This window comes from Amycolatopsis sp. cg13 (assembly GCF_041346965.1).
In the GTDB taxonomy this organism is placed as follows: Bacteria; Actinomycetota; Actinomycetes; order Mycobacteriales; family Pseudonocardiaceae; genus Amycolatopsis.
Window position 1 is genome coordinate 8,396,889 of sequence record NZ_CP166848.1, and the last position, 26,586, is coordinate 8,423,474.

The window sequence follows — 26,586 nt, forward strand, 5'->3', positions numbered from 1 at the left end:
ACGCGCCCGTCCCGAAACTGAACGGAGCGAAACGCGGCGACAGTGACGCGCTTGGCCCCGAGACTGAACGGAGCAGGCGCGGCGACGTTGACGCGCCTGCTCCGAGCCATCAGGAGATCGGCCGGTCCGTCGGCGCGATCGGGGCCGGGAGCACGCCCCGGCCGGTGAGGAAGGCGTCCACGCCGGCCGCGCACGAGCGGCCTTCCGCGATCGCCCACACGATCAGCGACTGTCCGCGGCCCATGTCGCCCGCCACGAACACATTGTCCACAGTGGTCTGGAAGTTCTTGTCCCGCACGACGTTGCCGCGCTGGTCGAGGTCCACGCCCAGGTCGGTCAGCAGGCCCTCGCGCTGCGGGCCGAGGAAGCCCATCGCCAGCAGCACCAGCTGCGCGGGCAGTTCGGTCTCGGTGCCCTCGACCGGGACGAACTTGCCGCCCTCGTTGCGCACCTCCACCAGCTTCAGCGCGCGCACGCGACCGTCGGAATCGGACAGGAACTCCTGCGTGTTGACCGAGTACAGCCGCTCGCCGCCCTCCTCGTGCGCGGAGGTGACGCGGTAGATCATCGGGTACGTCGGCCACGGGTGCGCGTCCGAACGCGACTCCGGCGGCTTCGGCATGATCTCCAGCTGGGTCACCGACTTCGCGCCCTGCCGGTGCGACGTGCCCACGCAGTCCGCGCCGGTGTCGCCGCCGCCGATGACCACGACGTCGAGGCCCTTGGCCGAATACGGCGACTCCTCGAGTTCGCCCGCCGCGACCCGGTTGGCCGGCGGCAGGAACTCCATCGCCTGGTAGATGCCCTCGGCCGAACGGCCCTCGATCGGCAGGTCGCGCCACGCCGTCGCGCCGCCGGCCAGCACCACGGCGTCGTGGTCCGACTTGAGCTGCTCGACGGTGACGTCCACGCCGACGTTCACCGACGTCCGGAATTCCGTGCCCTCGGCCCGCATCTGGTCGAGGCGGCGGTCAAGACGGAACTTCTCCATCTTGAACTCGGGAATCCCGTACCGCAGCAGCCCGCCGATCTTGTCCGCCCGCTCGTAGACCACGACGGTGTGGCCCGCGCGCGTCAGCTGCTGCGCCGCGGCCAGCCCGGACGGACCGGACCCGACCACGGCGACCTTCTTGCCGGTCTTCGTGACCGGCACCTGCGGCGTGACCCAGCCTTCCTCGAAGGCCCGGTCGATGATCGAGATCTCGACCCGCTTGATGGACACCGGGTCGTCGTTGATGCCGAGCACGCACGCGGTTTCGCACGGCGCCGGGCACAGCGTGCCGGTGAACTCCGGGAAGTTGTTCGTGGCGTGCAGCCGTTCCGCAGCCTGCTGCCAGTCCTCCCGCCACACCAGCGTGTTCCACTCCGGGATCAGGTTCCCGAGCGGACAGCCCTGGTGACAGAACGGGATGCCGCAGTCCATGCAGCGCCCGGCCTGCTTTTCCAGCTTGGTCGTCGCGAAGTCCTCGTAGACCTCGCGCCAGTCCATCAGCCGCAGGTCCACCGGACGCCGCTTCGGTTCCTCGCGCGTGGTGGTCAGAAAGCCCTTGGGGTCAGCCATGTGCGGCCTCCATGATCGCCTCGTTCACGTCCCGGCCGTCGCGTTCCGCAGCAACCTGGGCGGCGAGAACGCGCTTGTAGTCCTTGGGCATGACCTTGCCGAACCGGTCGACCGCACTGTCCCAGTCCGCCAGCAATGCCCGCGCGACGGCGGATTCGGTTTCGTTGTAATGCTTTTCGATGGTTTCGCGCAGGAAGTCGACGTCCGCGGTGTCGAGCGGGTCGATGTCGACCATCTCCGGGTTGACCCGGTGCGCCGGCAGGTCCAGCACGTACGCGACGCCGCCGGACATGCCCGCCGCGAAGTTGCGGCCGACGTTGCCCAGCACGACCATCCGGCCGCCGGTCATGTACTCGCCGCCGTGGTCGCCCACGCCCTCGACGACCGCCAGCGCGCCGGAGTTGCGCACGCAGAACCGTTCGCCCACCTGGCCGCGGATGAAGATCTCGCCGCTCGTGGCCCCGTACGCGATCACGTTGCCCGCGATGATGTGGTTCTCCGCGACGATCGGCGATTCCTTCGGCGGCCGCACGACGATCCGCCCGCCGGAGAGACCCTTGCCGACGTAGTCGTTGCCGTCGCCGTAGAGCCGCAGCGTGATGCCCTTCGGCACGAACGCGCCGAACGACTGGCCCGCGGTGCCGGTGAAGGTGACGTCGATGGTGTCGTCGGGAAGCCCTTCGCCGCCCCACTTCTTCGTCAGCTCCGAACCGAGCATGGTGCCGACGGTGCGGTTCACGTTGCGCACCGGCAGTTCCAGCCGCACCTTGTCGCCCGCCGCCAGCGCGCCCTCGGCGAGCTGGATCAGCGTGTTGTCGAGCGCCTTGTCCAGCCCGTGGTCCTGCTTCACGGTCTGGTGCCGCACCGCGCGCGGCGGCAGCTCGGGCACGTGGAAGATCGGCGACAGGTCGAGCCCGGCGGCCTTCCAGTGGTCCACCGCCTTGCGCTTGTCGAGCAGCTCGGCGTGGCCCACGGCCTCCTCGACCGACCGGAATCCCAGCTCCGCCAGGTACTCCCGGACCTCCTGGGCGATGAACTCGAAGAAGTTCACCACGTACTCCGCCTTGCCGCTGAACTTCTCGCGCAGCTTCGGGTTCTGCGTCGCGACGCCGACCGGACAGGTGTCGAGGTGGCACACGCGCATCATGATGCAGCCCGACACCACCAGCGGGGCGGTCGCGAAACCGAACTCCTCGGCGCCGAGCAGCATCGCGATCATGACGTCGCGGCCGGTCTTGAGCTGGCCGTCGGTCTGCACCACGATCCGGTCGCGCAGCCGGTTGGCCAGCAGCGTCTGCTGCGTTTCGGCCAGGCCCAGCTCCCACGGTCCGCCCGCGTGCTTGATCGAGGACAGCGGCGACGCGCCGGTCCCGCCGTCGTGGCCGGAGATCAGCACGACGTCCGCGTGCGCCTTGGACACGCCCGCGGCGACCGTGCCGACGCCGACCTCGGACACGAGCTTCACGTGGATGCGCGCGTCCGGGTTGGCGTTCTTGAGGTCGTGGATCAGCTGCGCCAGGTCCTCAATCGAGTAGATGTCGTGGTGCGGCGGCGGGGAAATCAGCCCGACGCCCGGCGTGGAGTGCCGCGTCTTCGCGATCCACGGGTACACCTTGCCGCCGGGCAGCTGCCCGCCCTCGCCGGGCTTCGCGCCTTGGGCCATCTTGATCTGGATGTCGTCGGAGTTCACCAGGTACTCGCTGGTGACGCCGAACCGGCCGCTCGCGACCTGCTTGACCGCGCTGCGCCGCTCCGGGTCGTACAGCCGCTCCGGGTCTTCGCCGCCCTCGCCGGTGTTCGACTTGCCGCCGAGGCGGTTCATCGCGATCGCCAGCGTCTGGTGCATTTCCATCGAGATCGAGCCGTACGAGATAGCCCCGGTGGCGAACCGCTTCACGATCTCCGAAACCGGCTCGACCTCTTCGATCGGCACCGGCTTCCGGTCGCCGAACTTGAAGTCGAACAGCCCGCGCAGCGTCAGCAGCTTCTCGGCCTGGTCGTTGACCGCCTTCGTGTACTCCTTGAAGACCTCGTACTTCCCGGACCGCGTGGAGTGCTGCAGCTTGAACACCGTCTGCGGGTTGAACAGGTGCGGCTCGCCTTCGCGCCGCCACTGGTAGTCCGCGCCGGTTTCCAGCTCGCGGTGGCTCGCCCGGACGCCGTCGGCCGGGAACGCCCGCACGTGCCGCTGCGAGACCTCCTCGGCGAGGGTGTCGAAGCCGACGCCGCCGAGCCGCGAAGTGGTTCCGGTGAAACAGGTGTCGATCACTTCGGCGCCGAGGCCGACCGCCTCGAAGATCTGCGCGCCGGTGTAGGAGGCCACCGTCGAAACGCCCATCTTCGACATGGTCTTGCGGACGCCCTTGCCGAGCGCCTTGATCAGGTTCGTGGTGGCCTGCTTGGGAGTCACGCCCGGGATGAGGCCCCGGTGCGCCATCTCCTCGACCGTCGCCATCGCCAGGTACGGGTTCACCGCGGCCACGCCGTACCCGACCAGCAGCGCGATGTGGTGCACCTCGCGCGCGTCGCCCGCCTCGACGATGAGGCCGACCTGCGTGCGCGTCTTCTCCCGCACCAGGTGGTGGTGCACCGCGCCGGTGAGCAGCAGCGAGGGAATCGGCGCGTGGTCGGCGTCGACCCCGCGGTCGGACAGCACGATCAGCCGCGCGCCGTCCTCGATCGCCTCGGACACCTCGGCGCGGATCTCGTCGAGCCGCTGCAGCAGCGCGTCCCCGCCGCCGTTCACCTTGTACCGGCCCATGACGGTGACCGCCTGGAACTCGGGCAGGTCGCCGTCGTCGTTGACGTGCACCAGTTTCGCGAGCTGGTCGTTGTCCAGCACCGGGAACGGCAGCACGATCCGGCGGCACGAGGACGAGTCCGCGGCCAGCAGGTTCGGCTCCGCGCCGATCTGCGTGCCGAGCGCGGTCACCAGCTCCTCGCGGATCGCGTCCAGCGGCGGGTTGGTCACCTGGGCGAACAGCTGGATGAAGTAGTCGAACAACGGGCGCGAACCGGATGAAAGGGACGCGAGCGGCGAATCGTTGCCCATCGACCCGATCGGCTCCGCTCCGGTGCGGGCCATCGGCTCGAGGATGGTTTCCAGCTCTTCCTCGGTGTAGCCGAACGCCTGCTGCCGCCGGACGAGCGCGGCGTGCAGCGGGACCTCGCGGTCGCGCTCGGGCAGTTCCTCCAGGCGGAGCAGCCCGGCGTCGACCCATTCGTCGTACGGGTGCTCGGAAGCGAGCTGGCCCTTGATCTCCTCGTCCTCGACGATGCGCCCGGCGACGGTGTCGACCAGGAACATCCGGCCCGGCTCCAACCGTCCTTTCCGGACGATCTTCGCCTGGTCGAGTTCGAGCACGCCGACCTCGCTGGCGAGCACCACGAGACCGTCGTCGGTGACCCAGTAGCGGCCCGGACGCAGGCCGTTGCGGTCCAGCACCGCGCCGATCTGCGCGCCGTCGGTGAACGCCACCAGCGCCGGCCCGTCCCACGGCTCCATGAGCGTGGAGTGGAACTCGTAGAAGGCGCGGCGCGCGGGGTCCATTTCCTGATGGTTCTCCCAGGCCTCCGGGATCATCATCAGCACCGAATGCGGCAGCGACCGCCCGCCGAGGTGCAGCAGCTCCAGCACCTCGTCGAAGGACGCCGAGTCGCTCGCGCCGCGCGTGATGACCGGGTAGATCCGCTTGAGGTCGCCCGGGATCAGGTCGGTCTCCAGCAGCGCCTCGCGGGCGTCCATCCAGTTGCGGTTGCCCTTGAGCGTGTTGATCTCGCCGTTGTGCGCCACGTAGCGGTACGGGTGCGCGAGCGGCCACGACGGGAAAGTGTTGGTGGAGAAGCGGGAGTGCACCAGCCCGATGGCGCTCGTCACGCGCTCGTCGGCGAGGTCGAGGAAGAACTTCTCGACCTGCGGCTCGGTCAGCATTCCCTTGTAGACGATCGTGCGCGAGGAGAGCGACGGGAAGTACACGTCGTCCTCGACCAGTTCGTGCTCGACGCGCTTGCGCACGCAGAAGGCGGCGCGCTCGAGCGCGAGGCCGTCGAGATTGTTCTTGCGCCCGGCCAGGAACAGCTGGGTGAAGTGCGGCATGGTCTGCGCGGCGGTCGGGCCGCAGTGCGCGGTGTCGACCGGCAGCTCGCGCCAGCCCACCACGCGCATGTCCTCCTCGGCGGCGATCCGCTCGATGGTGGTCATGGCGCGGCCGCGGCGCTTTTCGTCCTGCGGAAGGAACGCCGTGCCCACGGCGTAGCTGCCTTCCGGAGGCAGCTCGAACCCGGCGACCTCGCGGTAGAACGCGTCGGGAACCTGGATCAGCAGTCCCGCGCCGTCCCCGGTGTCCGGTTCGGCCCCGCGGGCGCCGCGATGTTCCAGATTCTTCAACGCGACAAGGGCTTTCGCCACGATCTGATGGTCTCGGCGACCGGTCAGGTCCGCGACGAACGCCACCCCGCAGGCATCGTGCTCGTAAGCGGGGTCGTAGAGGCCGTCAGTGGCCGGGGTGCTCGAACGGTGGGTCACGGCTGGCCGCCTCCCAAGGCGTTGGCGCGGTTCTTTCACTCCGAAGGAGGGTTCATCACTGAACCGGTTAACGAAGTGGTCCGAAACCGCGATGGTCAGTCGAGAAGGGAAACCGTCCGGTGCCTCCGCACTCGCGAGGCGCGGCACTGCGTCGCGATGCGTGGCTGACCGCGGCCGGTCGACGACCGGGCCGGGTGCCGGATGGTTTGTCACCGCACGGCGATGGGCGGCGGAAAAAAGTTCTGCACGTCGCTGTACAGGCGCACGCGCCGGGGTCGGTCAGCCTGTGTGGTGGGGGCCAGCCGGGGCGCGTGGTGGTGACTCCCGGGTTCGCCGGGTCTTATGACGATAGTGTGAATTCGCTGTGATCGACATACGTCATCGCGCTCTCGTGGGATAAGCCACGCATACGTTGACGCCCTCCGGGGTACTCCCATATGTCGGGCCGTCTCTCCCGACACGCGGTCAGCCAGGGCGCTGACCTGCGCAAACCTGTCTGCCCGCCCGGTGTCAACCCCGCGTCTGATGCTGGTTGACTGGTGGTCATGAGGGGGAGCGCCGATGACTGATCGTTATCTGTCCGTGGCGGCGGCGGGGCTGCACGAGATTGAAATACGGCGTTCACGGTTCCTGTGCGCGCTCGCTCCGGCCGGCGACGAGGCGGCCGCGCGGGAGGTCATTTCGGCCCGCCGGCGCGCCGAACCCGCGGCCCGGCATCACTGTCACGCGTTCGTCCTCGGTCCGGACGGCCGCACCCAGCGTTCGAGCGACGACGGCGAGCCCGCCGGGACCGCTGGCGTCCCGATGCTGGAGGTGTTGCGCCGCCGCGAAGTCACCGACACGGTCGCGGTGGTGTCGCGGCATTTCGGTGGAGTGCTGCTCGGCGCGGGCGGCTTGATCCGAGCCTACGGACAGGCGGTGTCGGAAGCGCTCGACGCGGTAGGTCTGGTGGAGTACCGGCGATTGCGGCTGTTCGACGTAACGATGGACTACACCCGCGCGGGCCGCTTCGAGAACGATCTCCGCGCTTCGCCGTACGTGCTGCACGAGACGCGGTTCGAGGCGGCGGCGCACTTCGCGGTCGGGTTGTCGCCCGGCGAGGAAGAACGATTCAGCAGCTGGCTGGCCGACCTCACCGGCGGCGAGGCGGTCGCGGCCGAACTGGGGGAGGAGTGGGTGCGCGGGTAGCCGCGCACCGGGCTCCGGAAGATCAAGCTGCGACGGGCTTTCCGTCCAACGCGCGCGCCCCGGCCTCGGTGAGCACCGCGCGTACCCGCGCGCCGCACGCTCCGTCCTCGGCGGGCGCGATCAGCCCTTTGCGGACGAGGTCGCGGACCGTGCCCTGGTCGCAGCAGCTCAGTCCGTCCACGAACAGGTCCGGTTCGCAGCTGCAGCTGATTTCCGCGTGCCCTCCGGCGACGGCACGCAGGGTTGCCCGCTCCCGATGGTTCAACTCGGCAGTCACGGCGGTTCCTCCTTCTGTCCCGGCCCCTGTGTACCCCGGGAACGGTTCCAGTGTCCGTCGCGAATGCCGGGTTGTCGCGTATTTCACTCCTTTTTACGGGGGTATGTCGCGGGGTAGTCTCGGGGTACCCCTCATACGCCCCACCATGCGTCGGCAAGGGATACGAAAGTAGGTTTTTCCGGAGCCGGGAGCACGTCGAGGTACCAGCGGAAGTCGCTGTAGACGTGCAGAAGCGCGTACGCGAGGCAGCGGCGGGAAAACTCCGCGCCGAGGTCGGCCGGACGGTAACCGTAAGCGAGCAGAAGACTCCGCAAAACTGCCCGATCGCCGCCGGAAACGAACAAGCCGACCGCGCCGAACTCGTATTCCGGCGCGCCGCGCATCGCCGGTTCGAAATCGAACAGGCCGGACAGCCGCCAGTTATCCCCTTCGCGGGTGACCATCAGATGATCGCGCATGACCTCGGTGTGCACCGGAACGGTTTCCGGCGTTCCCAGGTCCACCGAGTCGACGAACTCCGGCAGCTGGGCAAGCCAGTGTTCGGCCAACGCGGTCTCGCGGTGGTGGTCGACCAGCTTTGCGCGTTGCCCGGCAAGGAACGCGGTCCAGTCCTGGGGAGCGAGCACGGACAACGCCGGGTCGCGCACCGAGTGCAAGGTGGACAGCGCCTCGCCGATCTTCGGGGCGAGCGCGAGTTTGTCCGCTGTGGACAGTTCCGGCCAGACCTGCTTGAGCGTGCGCCCGGGAAGCCGTTCCATCACGACGTAACCCCAGCCGTCGCGCGTTCCGGCGTGCACGACGCCCGGAGTCGGGACGGGGAGCTTGCCGTGCAGGACCTCCAGCATGGTGCGCTCGGTGGTCAGCTCGTCGAGATAGACCGGCGGATAGAGCTTCAGGACGAGCTGGTCGCCGACCGCGTACACCGGCAGCGAACCGTCGTCGAACGGCACGGGCTCGCCGGGTTCGCCCAGCGAGCGGAGAAGGTCTCGCACCGCGGGCAGCAGGCTTTCGCGGGTCAGCTGGTCGGGCTCGGTGGCGGAGGGGAACATGCGCCGACGCTATCGGCGTGTCTTCCGCCGCCGCAGCGAATTACTTGCCGCGGGCGGGTTCCCCTCACGTACCTCGCCCGGGGTGCCAGCCAGCGAATTACTTGCTGCGTTCGAGCAGGGTGCGCACGGCGGGTCCGATGAGCCGTTCGATCTCGTCGGCGGGCGCGGTGGCGAGCGGCTCCTTGCGGGTGATCGAGCGGACCAGCCCGATGCCGAGCAGCCAGGCCATCGCGAGGTCGGCGCGGAGCTCGGCGTCCGGCTCGTCGGTGAGCCCGGAGAGCGCGCGGGTGTACTCGGCGTCGAGCTGCGCGCGGAGGGCCTCGTCGGCGCGATCGGTGCCGGACGACCGCAGGTAGGTCTCGATGGAGCGCGACGCCGTGTCGTCGCGTTCGAGGAGGCTCCGCAGGGCCGCGGAGAACAGCCGCTCCGGCGGGGTCGTCTCGACCTGGGCTAGGCCGCCGCGCGCCATCACGTGCTCGAACAACGCGTCCTTGCTGCCGAAGTACCGGAACAGCAGCGCCTGGTTGACGCCCGCGCGGTTCGCGATGTCGCGCACCGTGGTGCGGTCGAAGCCGCGGTCGGCGAACAGCTCGGCCGCGGCGTCGAGCAGCGCGGCTTTCGTCGCCGTCGCGTCGCGTTTGCGCGAAGGCTGGTCCGCGGCCATTCGGTTTCCCCCTGGTGTGCGCCGGTGATGCGCGACGAGGTTAACCCGGACGGCCGCGGATCGGCCGGACGAACTACGCGGGCCAGGCGACCGGCAGCTCCTCGGGGCCGTAGACGAGCGCGTTGTGCTTGTACGCCAAAGATTCCTTCGGCACCGCCAGCCGCAGGTCCGGCACGCGGCGGAACAACGCGGTCAGCGCCTCCTGCATCTCGACCCGGGCGAGCTGCTGGCCGACGCACTGATGCGCGCCGAGCCCGAAGGCGACGTGCGTGCGCGGCGATTCGCGGGTGAAGTCCAGCTGGTCGGCGTGCGGATAGCGGTCCTCGTCGCGATTGGCGGAGTTCAGTGCGGCGATCAGCCAATCACCCTCGGCCACCGTCTGGCCGCCGACCTTGACCTCTTCGGTGGCGTACCGCAGCACGCCGAACTGCACGACCGACAGGTACCGCAGCAGTTCTTCGACCGCCCGCTGCGGATCGGCGAGGGCCCGCGCGCGCTGGTCCGGGTGTTCCATCAGCACGAGGGCGCTGAGCGCGATCATGTTGGCGGTGGTTTCGTGTCCGGCGACCAGGAGGCTGAGCCCGAGCATGATGAGCTCGTCCAGGTCGAGCGGCTCCCCGGAGGCCTCGGCCCGGACGATGAGCTTGCTGAACAGGTCGTCGTGGGGGTCCTGCTGCTTGCTGGCGAACAGTTTCCCCAGGTAGCCGGCCAGTTCGTGGTACGCCTGCTCGGTGGTTTCGGTGTCTTGATCGGTGCTGACCAGCACGCTGCTCTGACGCTGGAACAGCTCGCGGTCGGCGTACGGGACGCCGAGCAGTTCGCAGATCGCCAGCGAGGGGATCGGCAGCGCGAAGTCCCGCACCAGGTCGGCGCGGCCCGGCTTGGCGAGCATGGCGTCGAGGTGCTGCTCGACCTGCTCGCGGACGTACTCGCGCAGCTTCTCCACCCGCCGGACGGTGAACTCGGCGACGACCGTCTTGCGCAGCCGGGAATGCTCCGCGCCGTCGAGCTGGATGATCGAACCGGGGTCGACCTCGGCGTACGGGTCCTGTTCGGCTTTGACGTGCACCGACGAGGCTCCGCGCGAGCTGAGCGCCGGGTCGGCGAGGACGGCGCGGACGTCGTCGTAGCGGGTGACGAGCCAGGTGTCGAACCCGGCCGGGCAGCGGATCCGCGACACCGGCGCGGTCTCCCGCAACGAGGCGTATTCGGCGGGCGGGTCGAACGGACATCCGGTGGTTCGGGTGGTCGGGAGTGCCGGGGTCTCGGGCGGGGTGGGCATGCGGATGGCGCCTTTCCTCCGACGGTGCGGGCATCTTCCACTCTGGAGACGCCCGCACCGTCGCGGGGCGATCGACCGGGATAGGCGACGGAAGGACCACAGCTCTGCCCGATTCACCCCATCGCGATTAGACTGGTTCGGTGATCGGCTCGTCGGCGAAACGGCGGGCTACCCGTTCGGCCCCAGCACGTGCCCAGGCGGTGGTGGCGAGGACGGCGAGCGCGATGATGAGCGTCGTCCCGCCCGCGACGGCCCACCAGGCGGTGGAGTAACCGGCCAGCGGGGTGGCCGCGGCGGCGAGAATCGTGCCCGCGACGGCGACGCCGAGGGTCTGCCCGACCTGCCGCGAAGTGGACGCGACCGCGGCGGCGACCCCGGCTTGAGACCGCGGCATGCCGCTCACCGCCGCGTTGGTGATGGGCGGGTTCAGCAGGCCGAAGCCCATCCCGAACACGCCGTACGCGAGCGCGAGCACCCACAACGGCGTGGTCTCCGACGCGGTGGTGAGCACGATGGCAACGACGGTCATTGAGATCCCAGCGGTCAGCAGTGGAATCCTCGCGCCGCGAGTGGCGACGAGACGCCCGGCCAGCGGCGCGGCGATCGTGACGGCCACGGCGGTCGGCAGCAGCATCAGGCCGGATTGCAGCGCCGACAGCCCGCGCACGTCCTGCAGGTACAGCGGCGACAGGAACAGGAACGTGCCGAATGCCGCGAGCCCGCACACCGCGCTGATCGTGGCCGACGAGAACGGCGCGCTCCGGAAGAACCGCAGTTCGACCAGCGGTTCCCGGCGGCGGATTTCCCAGCGGATCAGTGCGAGCAAGGCGAGCACGCCGAGCCCAGCAAGACTGAGGATCAGCGGCGAACCCCAGCCGAGCCGTTGGCCTTCGATCGCGGCGGTCACCACCGAACCGAGCAGCACCACGACCAGCACCTGTCCCACCGGATCCGGCCGGCGCGGCCGTGGAGCCCGCGATTCCGGCACGTAGCGCATGGTCAACGCGATCGCGGCGACGACCACGGGGACGTTGACCCAGAAGATCGCCCGCCAGCCGATGCTCTCGGTCAGCACGCCGCCGAGCACCGGGCCGACGCCCAGCGAGATTCCGACGATCGATCCCCACACCCCGATCGCCCGCGCGCGCTCGCCCGGGTCGGCGAAGACGTTCGTGATGATCGACATCGCGACCGGGTTCAGCATCGCGCCGCCGAGCGCCTGCACGATCCGCGCGGCGACCAGCCAGCCGATCGACGGCGCGACGCTGCACAGCAGCGAGCCGAGTCCGAAAAGGACCAATCCGGCCAGGAAGGTTCGCTTGCGCCCCAACCGGTCTCCGGTGGCACCGCCGAGCATGAGGAAGCAGGCGATCACGAGCGTGTAGGAGTCGATTGTCCATTGCAGACCGTTGATCGACGCGTCCAGATCGGTGCGGATGACCGGGAGCGCGACGTTGACGATGGTGTTGTCCATCGCGACGACAAGAATGCTGGAGCACAGGATCGCGAGAATGCCGAAGCGTCCGCGTGCGGTGTCGACGCCCATTCAGCGCTCCATCCAGTCAGTGGTGATCTTTTCGTCCGCTGTCCACACTTCGGCGGCGTAACCGTCCGGGCGCACGAGCACGGCGGCCAAGTCGTGCCAGTCCCGGGTTGAGCGCACGACGTTCTCGCCCTCCGCGACCGTGCTGCCGAACGCCACGAGAGTCAACCGGTCCGGCCGCAACGCGCGGTGGAGGGTGCGGCCGTCGGCGAGCGGAAGATTCGGTACGCGACGGCCGACGAGGCTGCCGTCTTCGGCATAGGAAACCTCCAGCCCGGACAGCCAGCCGCGCAGTTCGTCCGCGGTGTCGCCGTCGCGGCCGATGAGGTCGGACATCAAGTCGCGCAACGCTTTTCCGCCGGGCGTGAAATTGACCATGAGCGCGGCCTGAGCGAGGGTGTTCGCCGCGAGCCGGGCTGCGATGGGGCGGCGTTCGGCGTCGTAGGACTGCGGGCCGTCGATGATGCGCTGCGGCGCGCGGCCCTTCACCTCCGCGGCGAGCTTCCACGCGAGGTTCGCCGCGTCCTGCACACCGACGTTGAGGCCTTGACCGCCCGCCGGAAGGTGTACGTGCGCCGCGTCGCCCGCGAGGAACACCCGGCCGACCCGATACTGCTCGACGTGGCGCGTGGTGTCGCCGGTCCGCGAGGCCCAGAGCACCTCGGTGATGCCGAAATCGTCGTCGGCGAGCCGTTTGAGCGTCGCGCGCAGTTCGGTCTCGTCGGGAATCAGGGCTTGGCGGCGCGCGGCTTCCTCCGGCGTGAGGCGGGTGTCGCCGGGTTCGTGGCCGAAGATGCGGTGAATGCCGCCGGGCAGCGGAAGCACGCTGTACGAGCCGCGCTCGTAGTCCCAGTTGTGCGGGTGTGCCGGCGGGCGTTCCAGGCGCACGTCGGCGAGGAAACCCATGGTGGACGCGGGATTTCCGGGAAAGCCGACGCCGAGCGCGTGCCGGGTCGCGCTGTGCGCGCCGTCCGCGCCCACGACGTAACCGGCGCGCTGGGTGTCGCCGGTTGCCGAGACGATGGTGACGCCTTCCTCGTCCTGCGTCAGGCCGGCGAGTTTCCACCCTGGCTCGATCACGACGCCCCGCTCGGCCAGATGTTCGGCCAGCAGTCGCTCGGTTTCCGGCTGCGGGAGCATCAGCACGAACGGGAACGAAGTGTCGAGACCGGTGTAGCTCAGCAGGTTCGGCAGGGTCGCGAAATGCGCGGCGGGCACCGGATTTCCCTCGGCGACCATGCGCGCGGCGAGCGAACCCGCCTCGTCCGGCAGCGCGTCGAGGACTTCGAGCGTGCGCGGATGGACGGTCGTCGCCCTCGATTGCCCTGCGGGTTCCGGAGTCGCCTCGAAGACCCGCACCGCGACTCCCGCGTGATGCAGGAACGCGGCCGCCGCCATCCCGACGGGTCCGGCTCCGATCACCGCGACTTCGATGTCCATGGTTCCCCCTTGGTTCGACTGGCGAACTGTCTTGACGTCAAGGTATTCTCTCACTGTCTTGATGTCGAGAGAAAGGTCCGTGCCGGTGAACACAACGCCGCGCGACGCGGTCGACGACCTGGTGGACGCCGTCCGGCGCGGCGGCGGCGACGAGAGCGTGCTGGGCGCGAAGTCGCTGTCCTACCGGCTGCGGCGGGTCGCGCACCAGCTGGAAGTGGCGATGCGCCGCGAACTGTCCGCGCACGGGATCGAGTTGTGGGAGCTGGAAATGCTCGCCGCGCTCAAGCGCGCGCCCGGGCACCGGCTGACGCCAGGGCAGGTCATGGCCGCGGTCGAGCTGACCTCGGGTTCGGTCACGCACCGGATCACCCGGCTCGAAGCCCGCGGCTGGGTCCGCCGCGACAAGGACCCCGGCGACCGGCGCTCGGTGCTCGTGACCCTCACCGAGGAGGGCAAACGGCAGGCGCTCGCGTCGTTCGAGCTCAAGACCGAGATCGAACGCGAAATCGCGCGCGCTCTCGACCCGGAAACCATCGACGTGGTGAACGACGCGCTGCGGCGGGTTTCGCACCACCTCAAGGGAAAGGACGAGCAATGAAGCGGGAAACCCTAGGCGCGGCAGCTATTGTCGCGGGCCTGGCCGCCGCCGCGCCGTCGGTGTGGCAGACGGTCACGCACATCACCGATCCGAGCTACCGCGCACCGGAGGTTCAGCACGGCGAAGGTCACGTGCAGTACCACATGGCGCGCGAAGCACTGATCACCGCGGGCGCTTTCGGTGCGGTGGGCACCGGGTTGGCCGCCGGACGGGATCGCTCGCCGGCGCTGTGGCGGGCAATGGCTTGCGCCGCAGGCGGTTTCGTGGCGGCGATGTGGTCCGGCGGTCCGACGACCGGGGTGTGGGCACCGAACCGCAAGGCGCTGGCGATTCACGTGGCGTCGACTAGTGCGTTGACCTTGGGTGTTGCGTTGTTGCGGCCTAGGCGTCGTTAGGAGGAGGCTCGGGTGTTCTCGAGCCATGCTTTCGTGGCGTCGACGAGCGCGTTGACGGTGGGTGTCGCGCTGCTGCGGCCCAGGCGTCGTTAGAGGAAGACCCGGGCGTTCTCCAGCCACGCCTTCGCATCGTCGCCGATCGCGGCCAGACCGGTTTCGTCCAGGGCGCGCCGCTGAGTGATGCGAAGGAAGAAATCCCGTGCGCTGCCTCGGATTCGTTGCGCGGCGTCGTCCGGGCCCCAGCCCCAGACAGTGCCGTCGGGACCGGTCAGCTCGACCCGGATCGGCTCGGTCGGCAGCGGCAGCTGGGCGGCGTAGAACGAAAGCCCGCGCCCGGCGAAGCCCAGCGCGGCGATGTGCTTGAGCCGGTCCGTCGGACGGTGTTCCAGGCCCACGGTGTCGAAGATGTCCTGCCCGTGCGCCCACGTTTCCATCAGCCGAAGCGCCACTCCGAGCGTCGCGGTGGACTCCGAGCCGTACCACGGAAACGCCTGGTCCATCGGGATCTCGCCGAGCGCGGCCGCCGCTTCGGCCCGTCCGGCGCGCCAGCGGTCCAGCAGCTCCGAACGCGGCCGCGCCGCTCCCTCGGCCGCGACGGTGTCGGCGTCTTCCGCCAGCACGTCCGCGAACTTCTCCGGCGTCCGGATGGCGAGGACGACGTTCGCGTCGGCCGCCGCGAGGTGCGCGATCTGGTGCCCGATCGTCCACCCCGCGGCTGGGGTCGGTCTCGACCAGTCCGGTTCCGCGGACACCACCGCGTCGAGGTCGTCGCCTTCCGCGAGCAAGTCCGGCAATGCGACTTCGCGGGCTATCTCGGACAAATCCAGGCCGTAGTCCAGCATGCGACCACGCTATCCAAATCGCAGCCGTCGCCGGGACGTTCGGGAACCGGTTATTGGCCTTACGGGCAGCCGGTTTCCGCCGCGACGATCAGGAAGTTCGGCATGCGCACGTAAGCCTCGATCCCGTGCGCCGGGTCGAGCCCCGGCTCGACGACCTCGCGCACCCGGCAGCCGAGCGCGGCCACCTCGTTGAGGTACGCGGAAAGCGGCCGGTGGAAGTCGGACGCGTCGCGCCCGGCGATCTCGTACTCCGCCAGATACTCCTTCCGGCGGTACTCGCCATGCTCCCGCCAGGTGCCGAACAACTCCTCGAACGCCGGATGGACGATCGCGAACACGTACAGCCCGCCCGGCCGCAGCGCCTCGACGCAGGCGCGCATCGCGGGCTTCCAGTCGGGAATCGCCATCAGCACCATGCTGCAGACGACAGCGTCGAACGGCTCCAGCTCGGGCAGGTGCGCGAGATCCGCCTGCAGGTAAGAAATATCCGCCGCGGACTTCTCCCGGGCGAACGAAATCAGGCTCCCGGCCGGTTCGACCCCGGTCACGCTGGCGCCGCGCTCGGCGAGCATCCGGCTGAAGTACCCGTTGCCGCAGCCCGCGTCCAGCACCCGCCGGCCGCGCACGTCGCCGAGAAGCCGGAGGAGGACGGGGTTGACCAGATGCTCTTTGGAGAAGTCGCCGTTGGCGGCGGTCGCTTCCATCGATTCCCGGCTGCTGCCGGCGTCCCACTGCTGGATGGCGGCTTCGTTCGTCCATGCGGAGGTCATTGGATCGAGCCTAGGGCGGGTGTCCCGGGGTTTTCTGGAAGCTCCTGGCGGATTGACGCGCGGCCGATCCCGGGTGTAGGCATGTAAGCACCTGCTTACAAAGGGATCCGGGGAGTCGTTGGCATGACCACCACGCACACCGAACCGCTCGCCTATCCGTTCAACGAGGAGGCGGGCCTCGCGCTCAACGAGGCCTACACCGCCGCTCGCGAGAACGCCGGGATGATTCGCGTCCAGATGCCGCACGGCGAGGCCGCCTGGCTCGCGACCCGCTACGCCGACGCCCGCCTGGTGCTCGGCGACCGGCGGTTCTCCCGGGCGCTGGCGCAGGACAGCGACGAGCCGCGGATGTCGGAGTACCGGCGTCCGGGCGGCATCCTGTCGATGGACCCGCCGGATCACACGCGGTTGCGGACGCTCGTTGCGAAGGCGTTCACGGCGCGGCGCGTCGAGGAATTGCGCCCGAGGGTCGCGCGGCTGGCTGACGAGTTGATCGCGGAGCTGCGGGAGCACGGGCAACCGGCTGATCTCGTTGATCTGTATGCGTTGCCGATTCCGGTCGCGGTGATTTGCGAGTTGCTCGGGGTTCCTGTGGGGGATCGGCCGCAGTTCCGGGAGTGGAGCGACGCGGCGTTGTCGACCACGCGGCTTACGCCGGAGGAGTCGGAGCGCAGCCGGGAGGAACTGCGGGCGTACATGGCCGGTCTGATCGCCGAGCATCGCGCGCGGCCGCAGGACGATCTGATGACCGCGCTCATCGAGGCGCGGGATGTCCGGGATCGGCTTACCGAGCTGGAATTGGTCGATCTGTGCGTCGGGATTCTGGTCGCCGGGCACGAAACGACCGCCAGCCAGATTCCTAACTTCGTGTACGCGCTGCTGGATCAGCATGAGCACTGGGAGCGGTTGTGCGCCGACCCGTCGCTCATCCCGACGGCGGTGGAGGAGTTGCTTCGCTTCGTGCCGCTCGGGGCTGGAGCCGGGTTCGCCCGGTACGCGACGGAGGACGTCGAGGTCGGCGATGTCCTGGTGCGCCAAGGGGAACCGGTGCTGGTGGCGATCGGTGCGGCCAACCGCGACCGGCTGCAGTTCGGGACCGCGGATCAGCTCGTTCTGGATCGCGGGGACAACCACCATCTCGGGTTCGGGCACGGGGTGCACCATTGCCTTGGCGCCCCGCTCGCGCGGCTGGAACTGCAGGAGGCGCTGCGGGCGCTGACCCGGGAGTTGCCGGGGCTGCGGCTGGCCGGGGATATTGAGTGGAAGACGCAGATGCTGGTCCGCGGGCCGCGGTCGATGCCGGTGGGATGGTGACGATGAGCTGGACGGTCGAGGTCGACGGGGGCGTGTGCATCGGGAGCGGGATGTGCGCGTCGCTGATGCCGGAGGTGTTCGAGCTGGACGGGGCCACCGCGCGTGCCGTCTCCGGGACTGTCGGACCGGACGAAACGGTGCTGGATGCGGCGGATTCTTGTCCGGCCATGGCGATCACCGTGCGGGACGGCGCCGAGGTCGTCGGCCCGCGCCCCTAGCTTCGGACTGCGGTCGGTACGTGAGGGGAACCCTGAGGGAATCAGATTCCCTCAGGGTTCCCCTCACGACCCTCCGCCGCACCAGGCTCACGAGCCGAACACACCGTCCTCGGTGACCACCGCGGTGATGAGCGCCGCGGGAGTGACGTCGAAGGCCGGGTTGAACACCGCTGATCCCTCCGGGGCGATCGTGGCTCCGCCGAACTTCGTCAGTTCCGCGGCCGCGCGTTCCTCGATGGCGATGTCGGCACCGGCAGCGATGGTTTTGTCCACAGTGGACGTTGGGGCGACGACCACGAACGGAACTCCGTGGTGCGCGGCGACGATGGCCAGGCTGTAGGTGCCGATTTTGTTGGCCACGTCGCCGTTCGCCGCGATCCGGTCCGCGCCGACGAGCACACAGTCCACGAGACCGCGCGCCATCGCCGCGGCTGCCGCGCCGTCCGGCTGCACGCGATACGGCACCCCGGCCTGTTCGAGTTCCCAAGCGGTGAGCCGGGATCCCTGCAGCAACGGCCGGGTCTCGTCGACCAGCACCGATTCCACCAGGCCCCGCTCGTGCAGGTGCCAGACGACGCCGAGCGCCGTGCCCCACGAGACGGTCGCCAGGTGGCCGGTGTTGCAGTGGCTGAGAAACCGCAACGGCCTGCGTGGGCACGCATCCAGCACCACTTCCGCCGCGTGCGCCGACGCGGTGCGGTTGCGCTGCTCGTCTTCATCGAGCATCGCCCGCGCCTCGGTCAGCACCGCGTCGGCCCCATTCGGCAACTGTGCCAGCGCCCGGGAAACGCCCCAGGCCAGGTTGACCGCTGTCGGCCGGGCATGCGCGATCCGGTCCGCTTCCGCCCGTACATCCCCGCCTTGGTAAGCCGCCAGTGCGACTCCCAATGCGCCAGCCGCTCCCAGCGCCGGTGCTCCGCGGACAGCCAGCCGCTGGATCGCGTCGACCAGTTCGGTCACCGTGCGCAGAGTAAGCGTGCGGTATTCGCCGGGAAGTGCGACCTGGTCCACGATCACGATCGCCCCGTCGGCCCAGTCGATGGTCCTGCGCATGCGTCCTCCCGCTCCGGAAATCCCGTGGCGGCCAGCCGCGTGCGTGAGCGACGATCCGCCTCGTGACCATTGAACGGCAGAACCCGCCCTCCCTGCATCCGACTCCCGGCTATCACCACGTGACCACCGTCGACGCGCGCCGCACCCTGCACCTCGCCGGTCAGTGCCCGCTGACGCCCGACGGCCAGGTCGTTCCCGGCGACGTCCTCGCGCAGGTGGACCAGGTCGTCGCGAACACCGAGGTCGCGCTGGCGCACGCCGGAGCGACTCCCGAGGACGTGGTGCGGACGGTGATCTACGTGGCGACCTCCGACCAGCCGACCCTCGCCGCCGTCTGGGAGCGGTTCGTGAAATCTCCGATCGCGGCGGCGTTCACCACCGCGAGCACGCTGGTCGGGGTGGCGTGCCTGGGCTACCGGGGCCAGCTCGTCGAGTTGGACGTGACCGCGGCGCTCGCGTGAGTCACCGGCCAACCGCGGCCAGGCTGCAGCGAGACACCGTGTCGGTCAGCTCCGCGCGGTCGAGGTTCCGCCCGATCAGGACGAGCTTGCTGACCGGCGGCTCCGCACCCCATTCGCCCGCATCGGTCAGTTCGTAGATCCGATGGACGCCTTGCAGCACCGTGCGGCGGTCGAAGGCCAGGATTCCCTTGAATCGGTACAGGTCGTCGCCGCGTTCGGACAACAGCGCGGTGAGCCACTGTTCGAACGCGGCGCGGTCCAAGGGGTAGTCGAGTTCGATCGAGACGGATTCCAGCGTCGGGTCGTGGTGGTGGGACTCGTCGTCCAGCCAGCCGGGGTCGGCGGCGACGGTGCGGTTCAGGTCGAAGGCGTTGATGCCGAGGATGTCGTCCAGATCGACGCTGCCGTAGCTGGACGTGAGGATGTCCGCGGTCGCGTTGACCGAGCGCAGCTGCGTGCGCAGTTCCTGGATTTCCGGCTCGGTGACCAGGTCGATCTTGTTGAGCACGATCCGGTCGGCGAACGCGATCTGGTTGCTCACCTGGCCGCCGACGCCGTCGTGTTGGCCCTCCTCGAGATGGCTGCCGACGTGCCGCGCGTCGACGAGCGTGACGATCGCGTCCAGTGCGAAGGCCGACGACACCTCGTCGTCCACGAAGAATGTCTGCGCGACCGGGTTCGGGTCGGCCATGCCGCTGGTCTCGATGAGAATCCGGTCGAACCGTTCGCGCCGGCGCAGCAGCGACTGCAGGATTTCGATCAGGTCGGTACGCGCGGTGCAGCACAGGCAGCAGCCGTTGCTCATTTCGATGATTTTCTCGTCGCCGCCGAGCACGAGCGCGTTGTCGATCGGGATTTCGCCGAACTCGTTCTCGATCACCGCGATCCGGTGGCCGTGGTTCGCGGTGAGGATGTGGTTGACGAGCGTGGTTTTGCCGGAGCCGAGAAAGCCGGTCAGAACGGTCACCGGGATTTTGGCCATGATGATTCCCTCCTTAAACGTTCCCGCCGAGAATCCGGCGAGCGTACTGACGTGCTTCTTCGGAAACGACGATGCGGTTGCCGTCGAAGTGCGGGCCGCGGGTGGCGTCCAGGCCCATCCGGGACGTCGTGCCGTCGGAACCCGAGGACGGGTCGAGCGGCGAGCCGGGCAGACCGTCCACAGTGAACAAGTCTTGGTGTGGCTGGAAATGCGTGGCCAACGCCCACAAGACTTCGCTGTCGTTGGTGATGTCGACGTCCTCGTCCACGGCGATCACCGTCTTCACGTACGGGTCCCAGCCGAGCAGGCCGAGCATTACCTGACGGGCTTGCCCAGGTCGTCGCTGGCGTAGTGCGACATAGCAGTGGAAATGCGTGCCGGATGTCGGGTAATGGACCGCCGTGACGTCCGGGAAGCGCGCCTTGAGTTTCTCCGCCATTTCTGATTCGCGTGGCACGCGGGCGAGATTCAGGTGTTCGTCGGTGTTGCCGCCGACGACGTCGATGAGCATGGCGTCGGAGCGGCGCATGATCGTTTGCACGCGGAGCACGTTGTTGGTCGAGCGATTCGAGGAATAGCCGGAGAATTCGCCGAACGGGCCTTCGTCCGCGTGCTCGGAGGCGTCGATCGTGCCCTCCAGCACGAAGTCCGACCAAGCCGGAACACCGATGCCGTGCTGCGGGGTGCGCACGACCTCCAAGGGGTCGCCCAGCAATCCGCCAGCTACCGCGCGTTCGTCCACGTCGTAGCCGACTCGCGCGGACGCGGCGAGCATGAACAGCGGATGCCCGCCGAGCACCATCGCGACCGGCATCGGCTCCCCGCGTTCGGCGTATTTCTGCAGCATCCGCCACAGGTCACCCCGGGAATGGAGGCTGGTCGCCAATTCGGTACGGGAATGCGGCATCGCGCGGTGGTAGCTGAGGTTGCCGACGCCGGTGTCCGGATCCTCCGCGACGATGATTCCGCTGGTGACGTAAGGGGAGCGGTCGCTGGCGAAGTGTCGCAGCATCGGGATGGTCGCCAAGTCGACCTCGGTCGTCACGTCGTCCAGCACAGGCCCGCTGTCGACCACCTTCGGCGGCACAGCGCGAAGGGCCCGCTGCTGGTAGGCACTGTGCAAACCGGACGGTCCGGTTTCGAGCATGCGGGCGATGCGCTCCCGTGAGGCGAACAGGTTGCTGACCACCGGCACGTCGAGCCCGGTCACCTTCCGGAACAGCACCATCTCGTGCCGCCCGGCCGCGGCGAGTTCGTAAATCACCCCGGTGACGCCCTCGTCGGCCGGGACGGGATCGTCGAGGACGAGCACGTCGTCGGGAAACTCGTGCCGGTACTGGTCAACGAAAGCATGGGGATCTTGCCGGTGGTTCACCGCGAAACTCCTTGCGAGGCGGGCGGACCCTGCCAGCGCGCGAACAGTTTGTTCTCGATGCCGAACTGGTCGAGCACCTTGCCGGTCAGGTGGGCGAGAATGTCCTCAATGGACTCGGGCTGGTGGTAGAAGGCGGGAACCGGCGGCAGCACGGTCGCGCCAGCCTCGGTCACCGCCACGAGATTGCGCAGATGCACGAGGCTCAACGGGGTTTCCCTGGCGACGAGCACGAGCGGACGGCGTTCTTTCAGCGTGACGTCGGCGGCACGGACGAGCAGGTCGTCGCTGTAGCCGTGCGCGATTCCGGCGACGGTCTTCATCGAGCACGGCACGACGACCATGCCCATAGTGCGAAAGGAACCGGACGCGATCGACGCGGCGATGTCCCCGCGTGCGTGGCGGACGTCGGCCAGGTCGGCCACCTCGGCGGGCGGCATTCCGGTTTCCAGTTCGATGGTGCGGTGCGCGGCCCGGGACATGACCAGATGCGTTTCCACCGTGCCGAGCTTGCGCAGCGCGGTCAGCAGGTGGATGGCAAGGTGCGGGCCGCTGGCCCCGGTGATGCCGACGATCAGCCGGGGCCGCTGCGGTTCGGTGCCCATGACGTCCTTTCAGGACTGGGAAAGCTTTGCGGCGGCTTCTCGGTGCACAGTCGGTTCTTCCGGCTGCCATGTGCGCCGGGCGAAGAAAAGCAGGTTCAGCAGCACTGCCAGGACCGTACCGGTGGCGACGCCGCTCTTCAGGAAAACCTGTGCTGCGAACGGGAACTGTTTGTAGAAGTCCGGCGCACCGGCCGGGATCAATCCGACGCCGAGCGACAGCATGACGATCACGAGGTTGCCGGTCTTGTTGAAGTCCACTCGGGACAGCAGTTGAATGCCGGACACGGTCAGCGCCGCGAAGGTGGCGACGGCGGCCGCGCCGATCACCGGTTGCGGGATCGCCGCGATCACCCGGCCGATCGGTTGCACCACCCCGAAAACCACCAGGATCATGCCGCCGACCGCGACCGGATACCGGCTGCGCACCTTCGTCAGCGCGACGAGCCCGATGTTCTGGCCGAAGGTGGTGTAGGCGAAGCCGTTGAACACGCCGCTGAGCGCGGTGAGCAGCCCGTCCACCCGGAGCAGATTGGCGATGTCGCGCGGTCCGACCTTCTTGCCGACCACCTGGCCGACCGCGAGCCCCTGCCCGGACGCCTCGACCATCAGCACGAAAACGATCACCAGGAACAGCAGAATCGACGGAATGTCGAAATGCAACGCTCCGTAATGCATCGGTCGCAGAAGCCCGAAAACGGGACCGTCGGCGACTCCGGCGAGGCTGCCCAGCCCGGTCAGCCAGCCGACGATCGCGCCGACAGTGAGCGCGATCAGCATCGCGAGCTGGCCGAGCAGACCGCGGAACACCCGGTAGAACACCGCGATCAAGGCGAGCGTGAACCCGGCGAGCGCGAGATTCGCCGGCGCACCGTAGTTGTGCGCGGACGGATTGGAACCGGCGATGAGTTTCAGCCCGACCGGAATCAGCGTCAATCCGATCAACGTGATGACGGTGCCGGTGACGACTTCCGGGAACAGCTTGAGCAGTTTGCTGAACAACGGCGCGATCAGCACCCAGAGCACGCCGACCACGAGCAGCGAGCCGTACACTGTGGACAGCCCCTGCGTGCTGCCGATCAGCACCATCGGGACGATTCCGTTGGACGCCGCGCCGACCACGAGCGGCATCCGGATGCCGAACTTCCAGACGCCGAACGCCTGCAGCATGGTGCCGATCCCGGCGAGCACCAGGTCGACGCTGACCAGGTCGGCGATCTGCGACTGGGGAAGCCCCAGCCCGGCGCCGACCACGATCGGCACCACGACGACACCGGCGTACATCACGAGCACGTGCTGCAAACCCAGCAGCACCAGCGGGCCGAATCGGGGACGTTCGTCCACGGGGGACACGGGACTGGCCATGATTCCCTCACCTCGTTGGGCCGGCGGGGCCGGGAAAGCGGCCGGGCCGGGCGGATCGTGGGTCGTCGCCGGAGCCGGACGGGCAGCCGGCGTCGATGACCCCCGGCCGCGCGCGAATCCTGCCGCCGCACCTACGGGGTTATGGGATGATCGAAGATTTTTCCTTCCCTGCAAGGAGTTTCGACTATGGTGCATCGGAAGCCGCCGAGGGTCAATACCCGGGCGCGGCTTCTCCTCCGGTGCGCGGAGCCCGCTCGCGGCGGTTGAGCACGAGGTTCAGCAGGAACGCCGCGATGCCGCCGGCCGCGATGCCGCTCGTGAGCACGGTCTGCACCACCACGGGCAGATGTTGGTAAAACTCTGGCGCGCCGACCGGCAACAGGCCGAAGCCGAACGAGATGGCGACGATCAAGATATTGCGCCCGTTGCTGAGATCCGCCTGGCTCATGATGCGCAGCCCGACCGCGCCGACGGTGCCGAACATGACCACGCCGACGCCGCCGAGCACCGGTCCGGGCAGCGACGCGACGGCCGCGCCGAGTTTCGGCACCAGGCTCATGAGCACCAGCACCGCGCCCGCGGTGGCGACCACGAACCGGCTCATCACGCGGGTGATGCTGACCAGGCCGACGTTCTCGCCGAAGGTGACGACGGTGAACGAGCCGAACACTCCCGCAAAGGCGGAGCCGATCCCGTCCGCGCGCAGTGCCCGGGAAATCTCCGGCGGTCCGACGTCGCGGCCGACGATCTGCCCGATGGCGAGCGTGTCGCCGGTCGATTCGACCATGTTCACCAGCTGCACGATGATCATCGGCAGCAAGGCGGACAAGGCGAACGTCGGCATGCCGAACTCGAACGGCTTCACCACACCGACCCAATCCGCGTGCCCGACCGAGCTGAAGTCCGCCATGCCGAGCGGAATCGCGACGAGCGTGCCGACGGCGAGCGCGATCAGGATCGCGAAGCGGCGCACCGCGGGCGGAGCGAACCGTTCCAAACAGACAGTCAGCACAATGGTGCCCAGCCCGAGAATGAGCCGTCCGGCCGAACCGTGGTCGGCGGCGCCCGGATTGGACCCGGCGATCAGCGTCGCCGTGGAGGGCAGCAGCGAGAACCCGATGATCGCGATGATCGTCCCGGTCACGATCGGCGGGAAGAACCGGATCAGCTTGCTGAACCACGGGGCGACCAGCCAGGTCAGCAGCCCGGCGACGATCGTCGCGCCGAAGACCGCGGGCAGCCCGGCCTCCTTGCCGACGATGATCGCCGGGGTGATGCCGGTGAAGGTCGAGCCCATCACGATCGGCAGCCGGACGCCGACGTTGCCGATCCCGAGCGTCTGCAACAGCGTCGCGATGCCGCTGACCAGCACGTTCGCCGTGACGAGCGTGGCGATCTGCGCGGTGGACAGGCCGACGCCGAGCCCGATCAGCAGCGGGACGGTGACCATTCCGGAGTAGGCGACCAGCAGGTGCTGGACACCGAGCGGGAGCATTTGCCGCAGCCGGGGGACGGTGTCGACCGCGTCGCGGGTCGCGGCTTCGGCTCGGGTGGTGCGCGGACGGAATCGCATGGTTTCCTCCACAGCGGGGAAAGGGGAGCGCGGATCACCGCGCCCAGGGAGTGAGCAGGCCGCCCATGCCGCTGCGTTCCAGCAGCCGGGCCGCGTGCCGTTCCGCCTCGTCGGCGGCGGCCTCTTCGTCGACGCGGACGCACTGTCCGTCGCGGTAGACGATCTCGCCGCCCACGATCGTCAGCTCCACATCGGACCCGCGGGCGGAGTAGACGAGGGCGGCGACAGCCCGGTGCACCGGGCGCACGTGCGGACGGTCGAGCGCGGTCACGATGACGTCGGCGAGTTTGCCCTCGCTCAACACTCCCGCGTCGATTCCGGCGTAACGGGCCCCCTCGCGGGTGGCCATTTCCAGCGCGTCCTCGGCTCGCAGGGCCGTCGGGTCCAAAGTGGCCGTTCGCTGGCCGAAGACGCTCAGTTTCATTGCCTCGAAAAGATCTTGCCGATGGCCGCAGCTGGGACCGTCGGTGCCCAGCGCGACCGGAACATTCCGCTTTCGCAGGTTCGCGATCTGCGCGGTGCCCGAGGCGAGGTAACCGTTGGACGCCGGGTTGTGCGAGACCCCGGCACCGGCAGCGGCGACCTGCTCGATTTCGGCTTCGTCGAGCCAGATCGCGTGCGCGAGGGTGGCCCGTTCGTCGAGCAGGCCTTCTTTCGCGAGCCATTCGACCGGCCGGAGCCCGTGGGTTTCGAGGTAGCTGACCGGATCGGTTTTGCTCTCGCAGCAATGGGTGTGCCAGCGAGTGCCGAATTCGCGGGCGAGTTCGACCGTTCGGCGGACGAGTTTCTGCTCCACGTAACAGAGATTGAGCGCGGCCGGCCACACCGCGACCTTGGCGGTCGGCGGCCGGTGTTCCATCGCCTCGCGGGTGATCGCGAATTCGTCCTCGCTGGAATAGCGGAACAGTTCGATCGGCTGCCCGCGGCGGTCGGCGATTTCAGTGCGTTCGCCCAGCATGCCGCGGGCGACCGCGCCGCGAAGACCGGCCTCCTCGATGACGTCCGCGACGGCGAGCGTCGTTTCAAGATCGCTTGGCGCGTAATGGTTGTCGATCACCGTCGTGATGCCGGCACGCAACGCCTCGACTGCGCCGAGCCGAGCTCCGGCCACTGCTTCGGGCCCGGTGATCGCGATCGAATACGGCCACATGAAATCGCACAGCCAGGGCACGATCGACATGCCTTCGCCGAGCCCGCGAGCGAGCGCTTGGTAGAGGTGGTTGTGCCCGTCGACCAGGCCGGGCAGCACCGCCTTGCCGCGACAGTCGACGATCTCTTCGGCGTGCCAGCGCTCAGTGCCGGATCCCGGTCCGACGCCGACGATCCGGTCGCCGGTGATCGCGACGTGGCCGCTGGAGTGGACTGTGCGCTGGTCGTCGACGGTCACCACGGTGCCGCCGGTCAGGAGGAGTTCGCAGGGTTCCGCAGCCGACATCGGGCCGCCCTTCCCCGGGCGGGGTCGGACCCGGCCCGGCGGTCGTCTCCAGCGCGCGGCTGGAGGCAGCTGGCCGA

Annotated in this window: 23 protein-coding genes; 6 read left to right on the top strand and 17 right to left on the bottom strand. The window is 68.8% G+C overall.

What is annotated here, in order from left to right:
- Nucleotides 1-109: 109 nt before the first annotated feature.
- Nucleotides 110-1,561 carry a glutamate synthase subunit beta gene (locus tag AB5I40_RS39355; RefSeq protein WP_370935227.1) on the bottom strand — a complete coding sequence of 484 codons (1,452 nt, stop codon included), beginning with the start codon at nt 1,559-1,561 and terminating at the stop codon, nt 110-112.
- Nucleotides 1,554-6,086, bottom strand: coding sequence for a glutamate synthase large subunit (gltB, locus tag AB5I40_RS39360; RefSeq protein ID WP_370935228.1), 4,533 nt, complete (start codon nt 6,084-6,086; stop codon nt 1,554-1,556). Before gltB ends, AB5I40_RS39355 begins: the two co-directional genes overlap by 8 nt.
- A gap of 561 nt (nt 6,087-6,647) precedes the next feature.
- On the opposite strand from gltB, the gene AB5I40_RS39365 reads away from it, so the two are divergent.
- On the top strand, nt 6,648-7,274 hold the full coding sequence (locus AB5I40_RS39365) for a YigZ family protein (RefSeq protein WP_370935229.1): 627 nt from the start codon (nt 6,648-6,650) through the stop codon (nt 7,272-7,274).
- A gap of 22 nt (nt 7,275-7,296) precedes the next feature.
- On the opposite strand, the gene AB5I40_RS39370 is transcribed toward AB5I40_RS39365, so the two are convergent.
- From AB5I40_RS39370 to AB5I40_RS39395, 6 genes are all read right to left on the bottom strand, one after another.
- Complete coding sequence (locus tag AB5I40_RS39370) at nt 7,297-7,551, bottom strand: hypothetical protein (RefSeq protein WP_354747791.1); 255 nt, start codon at nt 7,549-7,551, stop codon at nt 7,297-7,299.
- 131 nt (nt 7,552-7,682) lie between these two features.
- Entirely contained in the window at nt 7,683-8,600 is a 918-nt protein-coding gene (locus AB5I40_RS39375) for an aminoglycoside phosphotransferase family protein (RefSeq protein ID WP_370935230.1), read from the bottom strand.
- Nucleotides 8,601-8,697: 97 nt separating this feature from the next.
- Entirely contained in the window at nt 8,698-9,264 is a 567-nt protein-coding gene (locus AB5I40_RS39380; RefSeq protein ID WP_354747787.1) for a TetR family transcriptional regulator, read from the bottom strand.
- A 73-nt stretch (nt 9,265-9,337) separates the two neighbouring features.
- A complete protein-coding gene (locus AB5I40_RS39385) occupies nt 9,338-10,546 on the bottom strand; it encodes a cytochrome P450 (protein ID WP_370935231.1) in 1,209 nt (402 codons plus the stop codon).
- Between the two features lie 127 nt (nt 10,547-10,673).
- A complete protein-coding gene (locus tag AB5I40_RS39390; protein ID WP_370935232.1) occupies nt 10,674-12,092 on the bottom strand; it encodes an MFS transporter in 1,419 nt (472 codons plus the stop codon).
- A complete protein-coding gene (locus AB5I40_RS39395; RefSeq protein WP_370935233.1) occupies nt 12,093-13,529 on the bottom strand; it encodes an FAD-dependent monooxygenase in 1,437 nt (478 codons plus the stop codon). It lies immediately after the preceding gene.
- 85 nt (nt 13,530-13,614) lie between these two features.
- Between AB5I40_RS39395 and AB5I40_RS39400 the strand changes: the two genes are divergently transcribed.
- Nucleotides 13,615-14,127 carry a MarR family winged helix-turn-helix transcriptional regulator gene (locus AB5I40_RS39400; protein WP_370935234.1) on the top strand — a complete coding sequence of 171 codons (513 nt, stop codon included), beginning with the start codon at nt 13,615-13,617 and terminating at the stop codon, nt 14,125-14,127.
- Complete coding sequence (locus AB5I40_RS39405; RefSeq protein ID WP_370935235.1) at nt 14,124-14,522, top strand: hypothetical protein; 399 nt, start codon at nt 14,124-14,126, stop codon at nt 14,520-14,522. The genes AB5I40_RS39400 and AB5I40_RS39405 overlap by 4 nt, the downstream gene beginning before the upstream one ends.
- An 89-nt stretch (nt 14,523-14,611) precedes the next feature.
- Here the strand turns inward: AB5I40_RS39405 and AB5I40_RS39410 are convergent, their stop codons facing one another.
- Both AB5I40_RS39410 and AB5I40_RS39415 read right to left on the bottom strand, forming a co-directional pair.
- Complete coding sequence (locus tag AB5I40_RS39410; protein ID WP_370935236.1) at nt 14,612-15,364, bottom strand: maleylpyruvate isomerase family mycothiol-dependent enzyme; 753 nt, start codon at nt 15,362-15,364, stop codon at nt 14,612-14,614.
- A gap of 59 nt (nt 15,365-15,423) precedes the next feature.
- Nucleotides 15,424-16,134, bottom strand: coding sequence for a class I SAM-dependent methyltransferase (locus AB5I40_RS39415; RefSeq protein WP_370935237.1), 711 nt, complete (start codon nt 16,132-16,134; stop codon nt 15,424-15,426).
- A 123-nt stretch (nt 16,135-16,257) separates the two neighbouring features.
- Between AB5I40_RS39415 and AB5I40_RS39420 the strand changes: the two genes are divergently transcribed.
- The gene (locus AB5I40_RS39420) at nt 16,258-17,448 is read left to right on the top strand and encodes a cytochrome P450 (protein WP_370935238.1); all 1,191 of its coding nucleotides are present in this window, start codon (nt 16,258-16,260) and stop codon (nt 17,446-17,448) included.
- Between the two features lie 2 nt (nt 17,449-17,450).
- Nucleotides 17,451-17,666, top strand: a complete 216-nt coding sequence (locus AB5I40_RS39425; protein ID WP_370935239.1) for a ferredoxin — start codon at nt 17,451-17,453, stop codon at nt 17,664-17,666.
- 87 nt (nt 17,667-17,753) lie between these two features.
- On the opposite strand, the gene mtnA is transcribed toward AB5I40_RS39425, so the two are convergent.
- Nucleotides 17,754-18,719 carry an S-methyl-5-thioribose-1-phosphate isomerase gene (gene mtnA, locus AB5I40_RS39430; RefSeq protein WP_370935240.1) on the bottom strand — a complete coding sequence of 322 codons (966 nt, stop codon included), beginning with the start codon at nt 18,717-18,719 and terminating at the stop codon, nt 17,754-17,756.
- Nucleotides 18,720-18,781: 62 nt separating this feature from the next.
- Between mtnA and AB5I40_RS39435 the strand changes: the two genes are divergently transcribed.
- Nucleotides 18,782-19,180, top strand: a complete 399-nt coding sequence (locus AB5I40_RS39435) for a RidA family protein (RefSeq protein WP_370935241.1) — start codon at nt 18,782-18,784, stop codon at nt 19,178-19,180.
- A 1-nt stretch (nt 19,181) separates the two neighbouring features.
- On the opposite strand, the gene AB5I40_RS39440 is transcribed toward AB5I40_RS39435, so the two are convergent.
- The 6 genes from AB5I40_RS39440 to AB5I40_RS39465 form a co-directional block, all read right to left on the bottom strand.
- A complete protein-coding gene (locus AB5I40_RS39440; RefSeq protein ID WP_370935242.1) occupies nt 19,182-20,162 on the bottom strand; it encodes a GTP-binding protein in 981 nt (326 codons plus the stop codon).
- 13 nt (nt 20,163-20,175) lie between these two features.
- A complete protein-coding gene (locus AB5I40_RS39445; RefSeq protein ID WP_370935243.1) occupies nt 20,176-21,537 on the bottom strand; it encodes a UbiD family decarboxylase in 1,362 nt (453 codons plus the stop codon).
- Nucleotides 21,534-22,139, bottom strand: a complete 606-nt coding sequence (locus AB5I40_RS39450; RefSeq protein WP_370935244.1) for a UbiX family flavin prenyltransferase — start codon at nt 22,137-22,139, stop codon at nt 21,534-21,536. Before AB5I40_RS39450 ends, AB5I40_RS39445 begins: the two co-directional genes overlap by 4 nt.
- A gap of 9 nt (nt 22,140-22,148) precedes the next feature.
- On the bottom strand, nt 22,149-23,501 hold the full coding sequence (locus tag AB5I40_RS39455) for a nucleobase:cation symporter-2 family protein (protein ID WP_370935245.1): 1,353 nt from the start codon (nt 23,499-23,501) through the stop codon (nt 22,149-22,151).
- Between the two features lie 211 nt (nt 23,502-23,712).
- Complete coding sequence (locus AB5I40_RS39460; RefSeq protein ID WP_370935246.1) at nt 23,713-25,074, bottom strand: nucleobase:cation symporter-2 family protein; 1,362 nt, start codon at nt 25,072-25,074, stop codon at nt 23,713-23,715.
- A gap of 34 nt (nt 25,075-25,108) precedes the next feature.
- Nucleotides 25,109-26,509 (bottom strand): amidohydrolase, encoded by a 1,401-nt coding sequence (locus AB5I40_RS39465; protein WP_370935247.1) that lies wholly within the window; start codon nt 26,507-26,509, stop codon nt 25,109-25,111.
- Nucleotides 26,510-26,586: the final 77 nt, after the last annotated feature.